General features: G+C 68.4%; 12 protein-coding genes and 1 pseudogene. 8 read left to right on the plus strand and 5 right to left on the minus strand.

Annotated features, from left to right (window positions below; genetic code table 11):
• Window positions 1-376 (plus strand): annotated as a pseudogene (locus tag Q2100_RS15540) (PIG-L deacetylase family protein); the annotation flags it as partial.
• Window positions 373-996: an SAM-dependent methyltransferase gene (locus Q2100_RS15545; protein WP_302914806.1), complete on the plus strand. Its 624-nt coding sequence runs from the start codon at window positions 373-375 to the stop codon at window positions 994-996. The pseudogene Q2100_RS15540 and the gene Q2100_RS15545, both read left to right, overlap by 4 nt.
• On the opposite strand, the gene Q2100_RS15550 is transcribed toward Q2100_RS15545, so the two are convergent.
• The 4 genes from Q2100_RS15550 to fadD8 all read right to left on the minus strand — a co-directional run bounded on the left by Q2100_RS15550 (window position 909) and on the right by fadD8 (window position 5,129).
• The gene (locus Q2100_RS15550) at window positions 909-1,832 is read right to left on the minus strand and encodes a hypothetical protein (protein WP_302914807.1); all 924 of its coding nucleotides are present in this window, start codon (window positions 1,830-1,832) and stop codon (window positions 909-911) included. The two genes, Q2100_RS15545 and Q2100_RS15550, sit on opposite strands and share 88 nt — an antisense overlap.
• Window positions 1,833-1,900: 68 nt before the next feature.
• Window positions 1,901-3,109 (minus strand): RNA polymerase sigma factor, encoded by a 1,209-nt coding sequence (locus tag Q2100_RS15555; RefSeq protein WP_302914815.1) that lies wholly within the window; start codon window positions 3,107-3,109, stop codon window positions 1,901-1,903.
• Between the two features lie 67 nt (window positions 3,110-3,176).
• A complete protein-coding gene (locus Q2100_RS15560; protein ID WP_264014795.1) occupies window positions 3,177-3,413 on the minus strand; it encodes a hypothetical protein in 237 nt (78 codons plus the stop codon).
• 81 nt (window positions 3,414-3,494) lie between these two features.
• A complete protein-coding gene (gene fadD8, locus Q2100_RS15565) occupies window positions 3,495-5,129 on the minus strand; it encodes a fatty-acid--CoA ligase FadD8 (RefSeq protein WP_302914808.1) in 1,635 nt (544 codons plus the stop codon).
• Between the two features lie 225 nt (window positions 5,130-5,354).
• Here fadD8 and Q2100_RS15570 point away from each other — a divergent pair, with 225 nt between their 5' ends.
• Window positions 5,355-6,011 (plus strand): hypothetical protein, encoded by a 657-nt coding sequence (locus tag Q2100_RS15570; protein ID WP_302914809.1) that lies wholly within the window; start codon window positions 5,355-5,357, stop codon window positions 6,009-6,011.
• Between the two features lie 46 nt (window positions 6,012-6,057).
• Entirely contained in the window at window positions 6,058-6,393 is a 336-nt protein-coding gene (locus tag Q2100_RS15575; protein WP_302914810.1) for a DUF3253 domain-containing protein, read from the plus strand.
• Between the two features lie 9 nt (window positions 6,394-6,402).
• Here the strand turns inward: Q2100_RS15575 and Q2100_RS15580 are convergent, their stop codons facing one another.
• Window positions 6,403-6,873 carry a YciI family protein gene (locus tag Q2100_RS15580; protein WP_264014799.1) on the minus strand — a complete coding sequence of 157 codons (471 nt, stop codon included), beginning with the start codon at window positions 6,871-6,873 and terminating at the stop codon, window positions 6,403-6,405.
• A gap of 174 nt (window positions 6,874-7,047) precedes the next feature.
• On the opposite strand from Q2100_RS15580, the gene Q2100_RS15585 reads away from it, so the two are divergent.
• Genes Q2100_RS15585 through Q2100_RS15600 form a run of 4 tightly spaced genes read left to right on the plus strand, consistent with a single transcriptional unit; the run spans window position 7,048 to window position 13,132 of the window.
• On the plus strand, window positions 7,048-8,652 hold the full coding sequence (locus Q2100_RS15585; RefSeq protein WP_302914811.1) for an amidohydrolase: 1,605 nt from the start codon (window positions 7,048-7,050) through the stop codon (window positions 8,650-8,652).
• On the plus strand, window positions 8,649-10,220 hold the full coding sequence (locus Q2100_RS15590) for an MFS transporter (protein ID WP_302914812.1): 1,572 nt from the start codon (window positions 8,649-8,651) through the stop codon (window positions 10,218-10,220). The genes Q2100_RS15585 and Q2100_RS15590 overlap by 4 nt, the downstream gene beginning before the upstream one ends.
• Window positions 10,221-10,231: 11 nt before the next feature.
• The gene (locus Q2100_RS15595; protein ID WP_302914813.1) at window positions 10,232-11,536 is read left to right on the plus strand and encodes a YhgE/Pip domain-containing protein; all 1,305 of its coding nucleotides are present in this window, start codon (window positions 10,232-10,234) and stop codon (window positions 11,534-11,536) included.
• Window positions 11,537-11,566: 30 nt separating this feature from the next.
• Window positions 11,567-13,132 carry a long-chain-fatty-acid--CoA ligase gene (locus Q2100_RS15600; protein WP_302914814.1) on the plus strand — a complete coding sequence of 522 codons (1,566 nt, stop codon included), beginning with the start codon at window positions 11,567-11,569 and terminating at the stop codon, window positions 13,130-13,132.
• Window positions 13,133-13,214 lie beyond the last annotated feature (82 nt).

A 13,214-nucleotide genomic window follows, 5' to 3' on the forward strand; every position in this document is an offset into this window, starting at 1 on the left:
TCAGGCCCGACTCGCCGACGCACTCACCGAGGTACTGGCTGCCGAACCGGCCGGCGTCTGGTGCGCGGCCACCTGGCGCGGAGACGGCCACCCCGACCACGAGGCCGTCGGCCGGGCGGCCGCCGAGGCGACCTCCCGAACCGGTGCTGTGCTGATGGAGTATCCGGTGTGGATGTGGCACTGGGCCGAACCGGGCGATGCCACGGTGCCGTGGCACAGGGCCCGCCGAACTTCGCTGACCCACTCCGCAACGCAGCGTAAAGTCGATGCGGCACAGTGTTTCCGCAGCCAATTCGAGCCGAATGGGCAGGAAGCGGTGCTGCCGCGGTACGTGCTCGCGCGGTTGCTGACGGTGGGAGAGGTGGTGTTCAGGTGACGTCGCGACTCCCCGACGACTACTTCGAGCGCCTGTACGCCCGGGCCGCCGACCCTTGGCAGCTTCAGGGCAGGTGGTACGAACGCCGCAAGTACGCGATCACGATGGCGCTGCTGCCCTACCCGCGGTACCGGCACGCGTACGAACCTGGGTGCTCGGTCGGCGTGCTCACCGAACTGCTGACCGGCCGGTGCGACCACGTGACGGCCACCGACGTCGCGAGCGGTGCGCTGGACGCCACGCACCGCCGGTTGCTCGCCGCGCAGCGCCGACGTCAGGTGACGCTGCTGCGCCAGTCGATCGACGGCCCATGGCCGCAGGCGCGATTCGATCTCGTGGTGCTCTCGGAGGTCTGCTACTACCTGCAACCGGCCACCCTGCGGGCGGTGCTCGACCGGCAGGTGCCCTTGCTGTCACACGGCGCGACCGTGATCGCCGCGCACTGGCGGCACCGTGTCGAGGACTACCCGATGAGCGGCGACCACGCCAACGACGTGATCGCCGCCACCGCGGGCCTGCACCACATCGGCGGCTACCGCGACACCGACGTCGTCATCGACGTGTTCGACACGGCGTCGGCGGATTCGGTGGCGGCCAGGACCGGCGTGCCGGGCGCCTGACTCGCGGCGGCTTCCAGCGAGGCGGCCCAGATGGCGAGAAGGGCGGTCCAGGCAACGTAGGTGGCGATCAACCCGAGGTGCAGAGCGAGTTCTTCCTTCGGGCCGACGCCCATCAATGTCGTGCTGACCACCGAAGAAAAGGTATGCGCGAGCAGGAGGTAGAAGAGGATGCGGACGACCTTTGCAGCCGGCCGGTGGAACCTGTAGAGGAGAAGTGCGCGCCGTAAGCCTTTCCCGCCGTGATGAACTGACGGCCGATTCGTCTCCGCGTGAATCGCGTAGGAGCGGAGACCGGCGCTGAGCAACAGCACGACACCCAGTCCGACTACGTTGCGATAGAAGTGCGAACTCCCGACATACGGCGACGAGTCGTGCTGGGCATGAGTAAGCCAGCCGTAGACCGCCCCCAAGATGAAGAGCGGCAGGAAACTTGACACAAACAAGTACCCCGCGCGCAACCGCCGCGCCAACCCGCTCTGCATCGGGAACAGAAGGAACAATCGCCGCAGCGTGACAGGCGGCTTGTTCTGGGCCTGAACTGCCTTCGACTGCGCCACCTTCGTCCAGGCGTCGTCGAGCCAGGCCAGGGTCTCGGCGCGGGCCGTTTCCAGCGTTGCGGTATCAGTCACCACCGCCTCACGCGCCTTCAACCACTCCGTGGCGAACGCGACCTGTCGGTTGGCGTCTTCAAAGGCGTGCTTCAGGCGGCCCGCTTGGGTCCGCTTCTGCCGCCAGTCGCTGACGGTCAAGCCGACGATGCCGAGTGCGGTGGTGAGCACCGGGGTCGCCAAGGTGAGGGCGACGTCGATCGCAGTGTCCGAAACGACCATGCCCACCTCCCGACTCTCCCAGTCGGGTCCAGCATCTGCCCGCACGGGCATCCGCAGAAGCGTAGTCCGCTACGTCAGCCCGACCGCGCCCGAGCTGCCTTGTCGGTCAACACGTCCCGCTCGCGCTCGTTGTCGGTCAGCTTCGCGGCCCGGTCGAACTCCTCGGCCGCCTCGTCGTGGCGACCCGACCGCGCCAGCAACTCACCGCGCACGCTGGGCAGCAGATAGGAGTCCCCGAGGCCGGTGATGCCGTCGACGATGGCGAGCGCCTCGGCGGGTCCGGACGCCATCGCGACGGCCACCGCCCGGTTGAGTTCGACGACCGGGGAGGGGGCCACCTGGATCAGTCCGTCGTACAGGGTGACGATGCGGGCCCAGTCGGTGTCCCCGGCGGTCGGCGCGACGGCATGGCATTCGGCCAGCGCCGCCTGCAGTGCGTACGGTCCCCAGCCGGTTCCCCTGCGCTGCACGGCATCTGCGGCCTTCTGCAGTTCCGCGACGCCGCGCTGGATCTGCGCGCGGTCCCATTTCGCCCGGTTCTGGTCCTCGAGCAGGATCGCCCGGCCTTCGGTGTCGGTGCGCGCCGCGAAGCGTGAGGACTGGAATTCCATCAGCGCGACCAGTCCGTGCACTTCGGGTTGATTATCCGTGAGCGCCGCCAGCACGCGGCCCAGTCGCAGTGCCTCGCTGCACAGTTCGTCGCGGATCCAGCGCTGCCCGAAGGACGCGGAGTAGCCCTCGTTGTAAATCAGGTAGATAACCGCAAGCACCGCGGAGAGCCGCTGCGGATACTCGTCGCGGGGTGGCACCTCGAACGGCACCTCTGCGGCGGCCAGCGTCTTCTTGGCCCGCGTGATGCGCGCCGCGATCGTCGCCTTGGAGGTGAGGAAGGCCCGCGCGATCTCCTCGGTGGTCAAACCGCCGATCACGCGCAACGTCAACACGATCTGGCTCTCCCGTGACAGCACGGGGTGAGTGGAGATGAACATCAGCCGCAGCACGTCGTCGTCGATGCGGTCGGGGTCCCACGCCGGTTCGTCGAGGTGGGTCTCCAGCTCGCGGGCCAGTACGGCGTACTTGGCGTCCAGCGACTCCTGCCGTCGCCACTGATCGATGGCCTTGCGCTTGGCGACGGTGGTGAGCCATGCGCCGGCGTTGCGCGGCACCCCGGCTTCAGGCCACTGGACGAGCGCCTCGATCAGCGCTTCCTGGGCGAGGTCCTCGGCCATCCCGACGTCGCCGACCACCCGGGTCAGCGTGGCGACGATCTTGGCCGCCTCCATCCTCCAGACGGCGTCGACGGTCTCGCGGAGGTCGGTGTCCGGCACTCCGCCACGCTAGCGCGGACCGTCAGGAGTCGGCGGGGTCCTCGGCGTCGGCATGGAAGAAGAACATGCTGGCGACGAAGCTGGTCAGCGACAGCAGACCCGCGCCGAACGACAAGCCGATGCGGTCGAGGCCGAAGGCGCCGATGCTCATCGCGAACCCGACGATCGCGATCATGCTGAGGAAGAGCGCCCAGGTGCTGAGGGCCTCGGAGGGGGTGGAGGTGCGGGACGCGGCTGCGGCGGTGGTCGGGTCGGTCATCGCGGTAGGTGTCCTGTCTCGATGGTGTGTCGGCCAGTCTTTACCCGCCCCGGGTATCGGCGAAACGCCGAAAGTCGGCTGCTACCCGACGGCGCGGCCGGCGCCCGCCCAGAACTGGGCGCGCACCGCCTTCTTGTCGGGCTTGCCGAGTGCGGTCACCGGCACCGAGTCGACGACGATGACCTGCTTGGGCGATTGGACCGAGCCCTTGCGTTCCTTGACGGCGGCCTGGATCTCGGCGGTCATCGTCGCGACGGCGTCCTCGTCGGTCGCGGCGTCGGGCCGCAGCACCACCACCGCCGTGACCGCTTCGCCCCACTTCTCGTCGGGTGTCCCGATCACGCACACCTGGGCCACCGACGGGTGTTCGGCGACGACGTCCTCCACCTCGCGGGGGAACACGTTGAAGCCGCCGGTGACGATCATGTCCTTGGTGCGGTCGACGATGTACCAGAAGCCGTCCTCGTCCTCGCGGGCGAGATCGCCGGTGTGCATCCAGCCGTCGCGGAACGTCTCCGCGGTGGCGTCGGGCAGTTTCCAGTACCCGCCGGACAGCAGCGGCCCGGACACGCAGATCTCGCCGACCTCGCCCTGCGGCACCGGCTGTCCGTCCTCGCCGAGCAGTGCCGTGCGGCAGAACACCGTCGGCCTGCCGCAGGACGTCAGCCGCTTCTCGTCGTGGTCGCCCTTGGCGAGATAGGTGATCACCATCGGTGCCTCGGACTGGCCGTAGTACTGGGCGAAGATCGGCCCGAACCGGCGGATCGCCTCCTTGAGCCGTACCGGGTTCATCGCCGAGGCGCCGTAGTAGACGGTCTCCAGCGACGACAGGTCACGGGTGTGCGAATCCGGGTGGTCCATCAGCGCGTAGATCATCGACGGGACCAGCATGGTGGCGGTGATCTTCTGCTCCTCGATCACCCGCAGCACCTCGGCCGGGTCGAACTTCGTCAGCACGATGAGTTCGCCGCCCTTGACCACCGTGGGGACGAAGAAGGCCGCCCCGGCGTGCGACAGCGGGGTGCACATCAGAAAGCGCGGACGCTCCGGCCACTCCCATTCGGCGAGCTGGATGGTCGTCATCGTGGTGATCGACTGCACGGTGCCCATGACGCCCTTGGGCTTTCCGGTGGTGCCACCGGTGTAGGTGAGCCCGCCGATGTGGTCGGGCGGCAGGTCGGCGGCGACCAGTGGCTTCGGCTCGTACTTGGCTGCCTCGGCGCTGAGGTCCACCGCGACGTCCGCCAGCGCCTCTGGGACCGGGCCGATGGTGAGGATCTTCTGAAGCGTCGGCACTTTTTCCAGCAGTCCCAGCGCGCGCTCGGTGAACATCGGGTTGGGGTCGATGATCAGCGCGGTGACCTCGGCATCGGACAGCACGTAGGCGTGATCCTCCAGCGACCCGAGGGGGTGTAGTGCCGTGCGGCGATAGCCCTGAGTTTGCCCAGCCCCGATGATCATCAGCACCTCGGGCCGGTTCAGCGACAGCAGCCCGACGGCCGCCCCGGTGCCCGCACCCAGCGCCTCGAACGCCTGGATGTACTGGCTGATGCGCTCGGCGAGTTGGCCGCCGGTCATCGTGGTGTCGCCGAGGAACAGCACCGGGCGGTCCCGATTGCGCTTGAGCGCGCCCACCGTGAGGTGCCCGGAGTGGATCGGATGGCGCAGCCGTTCGGCCGACGAGAGTTCGCGGGAGGAATCAGCAACCGAGGTCATGGCACTCAGACTAGAACGTGTTCCAGAAATGCAGAAGGCGATCCCGGTTGTTGCCGTCGGCCGGCAGTGGAGTGCCACGCGGCCGCGGATGGAGTACTCGACTACTCGCGTATTCAAGCGAGCAAATTCGTAACGTTCTGTTCGCTTCCGCAAGATCAGTCCAGCGGCGCACAATTCCCGACGTAGAGGCATTGGCGAGGGTCATGCCCGTGAGATGAGGTCAAGATGTCAACGATTCAAGCAAAGCGCGTAGCTCTCGCTCCGCTGGCCGCAGCGCTGCTCGCCGCGGGCGGGGCGATCGCGCTGGCGCCCACGGCGGCGGCCCAACCCGATGCCTGTATCCCGGGGTTCGTCTGGCGTGAGGCATTCGCGGGCGACCACGTCTGCGTCACGCCGGGAGTCCGGTCACGCACCGCCGCAGAGAACGCCGCGGCCGCAGGGAACGCGGTGCCCGGGAGTCCGACGTGCAAGTCGGGCTTCGTCTGGCGCGAGGCCAGCCCGGGGGACAAGGTGTGCGTCATCCCGTCGGTCCGCGACGAAGCGGCCACCGACAACGCCGCCGCCGCATCCCGGGTGGCCAAGGCCGCCCCGCCCGCGCCCAAGCCCGAAGAGAAGCCCGCGCCGAAGCCCGAGGCGCCCAAGCAGGGCCCGACGGTCAGCTGGTCGCCGCGGGTGGGCGGCCTGACCGCCAGGATCACCGACCGCAGCGGCGTCGCCTCGCAGTGCACCTACGACTCCGACGGTTACTCGCGCAGCTTCCCGCTGCCCGCCAACGGCACGTTCGATCTGGCCATCGTCCCGGCGATCCCGAAGTTCGCGAACTGGAACGTCACCATCAAGTGCGACAACGGCACCGTCACCAACACGCAGACCTTCTTCTGATCGTCCGGTTCCCGGTGGCTACCGGCCACCGGGGATCATGGACGGCGTGACTGACGCGTTGCGGACGGAGCTTTCGCGCATCGCCGACGGCGGTTCGCCGGCCGCCGATCACGCCCGCGCGGCGCTGGCAGACGGTCCGATGCGTGAGCGGTTGCGGTCCGCGATCCGCGCACTCGCCGTGCATCGCGGCCCGTCCAGCAGCACCTGCCCCTCGGATGCGGCGCGGGCCGTCGGCGGTGAACACTGGCGTGACCGGATGGACGACGCCCGTGCGGTGGCCCGCGACCTGGCTCGGCAGGGCGAGGTCGAGATCACCCAGCGCGGTGAGGTTCTCGACCCGGACGCCGACTGGCGCGGACCCATCAGGATCCGCGCCAGATAGCCGTGTTCCTCAGCGGCTCGCGAACTTGTCGGCGTCGGCCCGCGCCTGCGCCGCGATCTTCTCGGCCAGGTCGGCCTTCCACTGGATCTCCTTCTGGATCCACGGATTGTCCAGCGGGAACTCGTCGGTCTCCGACACCCGGCGCACCTCGACCTTCACGCCCTTGCCCAGCGGGACCTTCTGTGCCCACTGCTTGGCTTCCTCCTTGGACGACACGTCGAGGATCCAGAAGCCGTTGAACAGCTCCTTGGCCTCGGTGTAGGGACCGTCGGTGACCACCGGTGGGTCGGAGCTGTAGTCGACGACGAAGCCTTCCTCGGGTCCGGTCAGCCCTTCGCCGGCCAGCAGCACGCCGGCCTTGACGAGCTCCTCGTTGAACCGGCCCATCGACTCGATGATCTCGTTGAAGTCGATCTCCAGCTCTGCCATCGCGGCCTCGGCCTCGGGGGTGGACCGCATGATCAGCATGTAACGCGCCAATTCTTCGTCTCCTTCTTCGGTGTGGAAGGGGCCCGCTCCATCGTGCCCTCGCACATACGTCGAGCGGCACCCCCCGAAAATCGACATGGCGCGCAAGAATTTTTCAGCAAATTCTTGGTGACTGTTGGGCATGAACGTCACCGCAGGTCAAGGCGTTGCCGCTACCATCACCCGGTGCCTGCAGCTGACCTCGTCATCACCGGAAATGTCCTCACCGTCAATCCCGTGCAGCCTACCGCCGAGGCGCTGGCCGTATCGGGCGGCCGCATCGCCGCGGTCGGTGACCGCGCCGAGATCGACGCGTGGATCGGCCCGGACACCGAGGTCGTCGACATCGGCTCCGGTTGCGTGATGCCGGGCCTGGTCGAGGCGCACGGCCATCCGCTGATGGAGGCGGTCGTGCTGTCCGACCGGATGGTCGACATCCGGCCGGTCACCGTCACAGATGCCGACGGGATCGTCGCCATGGTGCGCGCGGAGGTCGACAAGCGCGGCGACGAGGGGGCCTACCTGGTGGGTTGGGACGCGCTGCTGCAGCCCGGCCTGCCGGAGCCCACGCTGGCCTGGTTGGACGGCATCGCGCCGGAGACGCCGTTGGTGATCATCCACAACTCCGGGCACAAGGCGTTCTTCAACTCCGTCGCCGGTCGCAACGCCGGCATCAACCGCGACACCCCGGATCCGAAAGGCGCCAAATACGGTCGCGACGAGAACGGCGAGCTCGACGGCACCGCCGAGGAGACCGGCGCGGTGTTCCCGCTGATGGCGGGAGCCACCTCGATCGCCGACTTCCCGCAGATGCTGCTCGCGGAATGCGCCCGGCTGAACAAGGCCGGCCTGACCACCTGTTCGGAGATGGCGTTCGACCCGGTGTTCCGGCCGCTGGTGGACCAGATGCGCGACCACCTGACCGTCCGGTTGCGCACCTACGAGATCTCCAACCCGGAGATGAACACCGCCGTCACTCCCGGAGATGGTGACGACGTCGTCCGCCAGGTGGGCATCAAGATCTGGGTGGACGGATCACCGTGGATCGGCAACATCGATCTGTCCTTCCCCTATCTCGACACCGACGCGACCCGCACGATCGGCGTGGTCCCGGGTTCCTGCGGGCACGCCAACTACAGCCGCGAGCAGCTCACCGAGATCGTCGAGGCCTACTTCCCGCTCGGCTGGCCGATGGCGTGTCACGTCCAGGGCGACGCGGGCGTCGACACCATCCTCGACGTGTACGAGGCCCTGCTGGCCAAGCACCCGCGCGACGATCACCGGCTGCGGCTCGAGCATGTCGGCGCGATCCGTGACGAACAGTTGCAGCGCGCCCACGACCTCGGGGTCACCTGCAGCATCTTCGTCGACCAGATCCACTACTGGGGCGACGTCATCGTCGACGGACTCTTCGGCCCCGAACACGGGAACCGCTGGATGCCTTGCGGTTCCGCGGTCAAGACGGGCATGCGGATCTCGCTGCACAACGATCCGCCCGTCACGCCGGAGGAGCCGCTGCGCAACATCAGCGTCGCGGTCACCCGCACCGCACCGAGTGGCCGGGTGCTGGGGCCGGAGGAGCGGCTGACCGTCGATCAGGCGATCCGCGCCCAGACCATCGACGCGGCCTGGCAGTTGTTCTCCGACGACGTGATCGGCTCGCTGGAGGTGGGCAAGTACGCCGACATGGTGGTGCTCTCGGCCGACCCGCGCTCGGTACCTCCGGAGGAGATCGCCGATCTCGACGTCCGGACAACGTATCTGGCAGGCCGTCCGGTACACACGGGATGACCTCACCCGCGCCCGGCGCGCAGCGCGACGAGTCGCCGGTGACGGTGTCCGGCCTGGCGGCAACGATGACCGTCATCGCGATGGGGCTGGGGTACAGCATCACCGCGGCTGATCCGACGATCCTGTCGGCCAACATCTCCGAGGTCCGGGCCGGGTTGGAGATGGCGCCGAGCACGGCGAGTTTCGTCGCCAGCCTGGCCACCCTGACGCTGGCGGCGGCGGTGCTCGGCGCCGGTGCGCTCGGCGATCTCTACGGCATGAAGCGGATGTTCACCGGCGGCCTGCTCGGGGCGATCGGCTTCGGCATCCTCGCCGCGGCCGCGCCGACCGGTGCGGTGCTGATGGCAGCCCGCGCGGGCTCCGGGGTGGCGTTCGCCTTCCTGCTGGGCCTCTCGCTGGCGACGATCAACGCGGTGTTCCCGCCGGAACGGCGAGCCGCGGCGATCGGGCTGTATCTCGGCGCCGGTTTCGCGCTCACCACACCGATGCCCGCGATCGGCAGTCTGCTGGCCGAACACCTGGGCTGGCGGACGGGCTTCCTGGTCGCGCCCGTCGCGGCCGTCATCGCGCTGGTGATCCATTTGCGGTACGTGCCCGAGACGCCGCGCGCACCCGGTCGCCTGGACATACCGGGCCTGGCGCTGGTCGCGGCGGCGCTGCTCGCGCTCGTCTACGGGATCTCGCGGCTGCAGCGCGGACTGAACACCGACGCCGTCGTCGCCATCGCGGTGGGTGTCGTTGCGGGCGCGGCCTTTCTGCTGCGCGAGCGGACCGCTCCCGATCCGGCGCTCGATCTGCGCATCTTCCGGTCGGGGCGGTTCAACGCCGCGGTGACCGCAGGCGCCGCGTTCAACTTCATCACGGGTGGCTCGACGATCCTGTTCGCGTACTACCTGGTGTCGGTGCGCGGTGAGTCGCCCGCGTTGCTCGGTCTGCTGCTGGTGCCCGCGACCCTGATGCAGGCGATCGCCGCGACGGGTTCGGGCCGGGCCGCGACGCGCTTCGGTGAGCGCGCGGTGCTGGTGACCGGGCTGTTGTTGTTGCTCGCCGGACTGTTGGTGCTGGCGACGGTCGGCGAGAAGACGTCGATGTGGCTGCTGTTCGCCGCGGTGCTGCTCAACGCCGTCGGCGGTGCGGTGGTGCAGACACCGCAGTCCACGATCATGATGTCGGCGGCGCCAGCCGATCTCGGCGGCTCGGTGTCCGCGGTGAAATCCGCTGTCGGACAGGCCGGCTACTCCCTCGGGCCTGCGGTGTTCGCGCTCGTCGGCACCACGTTGTTCCTCCGGGACGGCATGGAGCGGCTCGCGGGTTCGGGGATCACGGAGCCCCAAGCCCGCGAGGCACTGCAGGTCGCGCACGGCACGTCGGTGTCCTCGGTGGGTGGTGGCAACGTGCTCGACCCGCAACGCGCGAGGGAGGTCGTCGTGGGTGCGACCGATGCCATGATCGACGCCATCCACACCCTCAGCCTGATGATGGCCGCCGTCCCGGTGGTCGCGATCGTGCTCGCCCTCATCCTGCTGCGCCCCCGCCCACACGACCGCGCCCGCCCGCCGTCCCGATGACAGGAGACCCGATGCACTCGCTCGAGCACGCGCGGCACGCCGCACCCGATCCGCTCGCCACCATCCGGACACCGAGGTTCTGGCTGCAACCGATCATCGTTGTGCTGGTGGTCTTCTCGGCGTTGGCCGCCCTGTATCTCGGCGGGATCCTCAACCCGACCTCGAACCTGCACCACTTCCCGGTGGCCGTCGTCGATCAGGACCAGGGGCCCGACGGCAAGCAGATCACCGACGGGCTGGTGTCCGGCCTCGACTCGCACGACTTCGACGTGCGGGTGCTCTCCGCCGAGGAAGCCGACCGGCAGCTGGATTCCGCGCAGGTGTACGGGGTGGTGCAGATACCCGCCGACTTCTCGGCCGGCCTGCAGGCACTCGCGACGGGCGCCGCCCGGCCGGGAGAGGTGGTCCGGCCGGTGATCACCGTGTCGACGAACCCACGGGCAGGCGAACTCGGCGGCAGCATCGCCGGTCTCGCGCTGGGCAAGGCCGTGCAGGAGGCCAACACCACGATCGGCAAGAAGATCACCGCCGAGGTCACCCAGGCCGGCGGTGGTGCCGCGCTGCCCGCCGGTGTGGCGCTGACGCTGTCCAGCCCGATCGACATCCAGGTCAACGACCACAATCCGCTGCCGAGCGGCACCGGCAACGGGCTGTCGGCGTTCTACTACGCGCTGCTGCTGCTGCTCGCCGGGTTCACCGGCAGCATCATCGTCAGCTCGCTGGTCGACTCCATGCTGGGCTACATCCCGGCCGAGCTCGGCCCGGTGTACCGGTTCGCCGAACAGGTGAACATCTCTCGGTTCCGGACCCTGGTCCTCAAGTGGGCGTTCATGGTGATCCTCGCGGTGCTCACCTCGGCCGCCTACATCGGCATCGCGACGGCCCTCGGGATGCCGATCCCGAATGTGCTGACGCTGTGGCTCTACGGGGTGTTCACGATCGCGGCGGTCGGCATCACCGCGACGTCGCTGGTGTCGGTACTGGGTTCGATGGGACTGATCGTCAACCTGTTCATCTTCGTGATGCTCGGCCTGCCCTCGAACGGAGCCACGATCCCCTTGGAGGCGGCGCCCAAGGTGTTCGGCTGGCTGGCGACGTTCGAGCCGATGCATCAGGTGTTCCTCGGCGCCCGGGCGCTGCTCTATCTGGACGGACGCGCCGACGCCGGGCTCACCCACTCGCTGGTGATGACGACCGTCGGTCTGGTGATCGGTCTGCTGATCGGTGCCGTGGTCACCCGCTTCTACGACCGCAAGGGCCTGCGCCGAATCCACAACCCGGCGACCGCCGCGGCCGACTCGGCCAAAGAGGATTGACAACGACGGTTGTCATGGCACGCTTTGCCCATGCCTGAGTTGCCGCCACCGCGCTTCCTCGACGACCGGCCCGCATACTGGGCCGAGGTCAAACCGGACGAAGAGGCCTTCGTGTATCTCGACCGGTCCTGGACCTGGGCCCAGTGGAACGACCGGATCCGCCGGCTCGCCGGAGCGCTCACCGGGTTCGGCGTCGGACGTGGCGACGTCGTGGCGTTCCTCGACAAGAACCACCCGGCCGGTGTCGAACTGACGCTCGCGGCCGCCTCGCTCGGCGCCGCCAACGCGATCATCAACTTCCGGCTGGCCGGCGACGAACTGGACTTCGTCCTCAACGACTGCGGCGCAACGGTGCTCGTCGTCGGCGCCGAACTGCGGCCGGCGATCGAGAAGATCCGCGACCGGCTCTCGGTGGAGCACCTCGTCGAGCTCACGCCCGACGGCGCCGACGGCGACGAGTACGAGGCCCTGTTGGCCGCCGCCACCCCGACCGGACGCGCGGACGCCGTCGAACCCGACGACGTCTGCCTCGTGATGTACTCCTCGGGCACCACCGGCAGGCCCAAGGGCGTGATGCTGTCGCAGGCGAACGTCGTCGCGCACACAGTGAACGCCCACGACGGCTGGGGTTTCGACGACGGCGACAAGAACATGGTGTCGATGCCGCTCTTCCACGTCGGCGGATCGTCCTACGTACAGTTCGGCATCCACGACGGCGTGCCCAGCGTGATGACCCGCGAAGTGGACGGCGCATCGCTGGCCGGCGCGATCCTCAAGGGTGCGAACCGGACCTTCCTGGTGCCCGCCGTGCTGGCCAAGGTGCTCGAGTCCGGCGAGGATGCCGTCAAATTGTTCGGCGCGCTGAAGACGTACTGCTACGGAGCCTCACCGATGCCGCTGCCCCTGCTGAGGGCCGCGCTCGAGGCCTGGCCCGAAACCGACTTCATCCAGGTCTACGGGCTCACCGAGGTGTGCGGTGTGATCAGTCACCTCATGCCCGGGGAACACCGCGACACCGAGCACCCGGAGCGGTTGGTCAGCGCGGGCACGCTCATCCCGAATGCCGAACTGCGGGTGGTGAACCCGGACACCATGGAGGACGTGCCCGAGGGCGAGCAGGGTGAGCTGTGGTTCCGCACACCGCAGCTGATGAAGGGCTATCACAACCGCCCCGACGCCACCGCCGACGCCATCACCCCCGACGGCTTCTTCCGCACCGGCGACATCGGGCGGATCGACTCCGACGGCTACATCTTCGTCGAGGACCGGCTCAAGGACATGATCATCTCCGGCGGCGAGAACATCTACTCCATCGAGGTGGAGCGGGTGCTGGCCGAGCACCCGGCGGTGGTGGAGGTGGCCGTCATCGGCGTTCCCAGCGAGAAGTGGGGAGAGGCCGTCAAAGCCGTTGTCTCACTCGAGGGATCGGCGACCGAGGAGGAACTGATCGCCTGGTGCCGTGAGCGGCTGGCCCGCTACAAGTGCCCGAGCAGTGTCGACATCACCGAGGAACTGCCGCGCAACCCGACCGGCAAGATCATGAAGAAGGACCTGCGGAAGCCGTTCTGGGAAGGCCGCGACCGCACGACCGTCTGACCGACGTCCGCCGAGACAACGGTTGTTGCTCGCTTCTCTCGCTTGGGTTCAAGGAGTGATTGCAACACTTCCTAGTTGGGAG

Origin of the sequence: Mycolicibacterium arseniciresistens, assembly GCF_030519285.1 — a bacterium.
Lineage (GTDB): Bacteria > Actinomycetota > Actinomycetes > Mycobacteriales > Mycobacteriaceae > Mycobacterium > Mycobacterium arseniciresistens.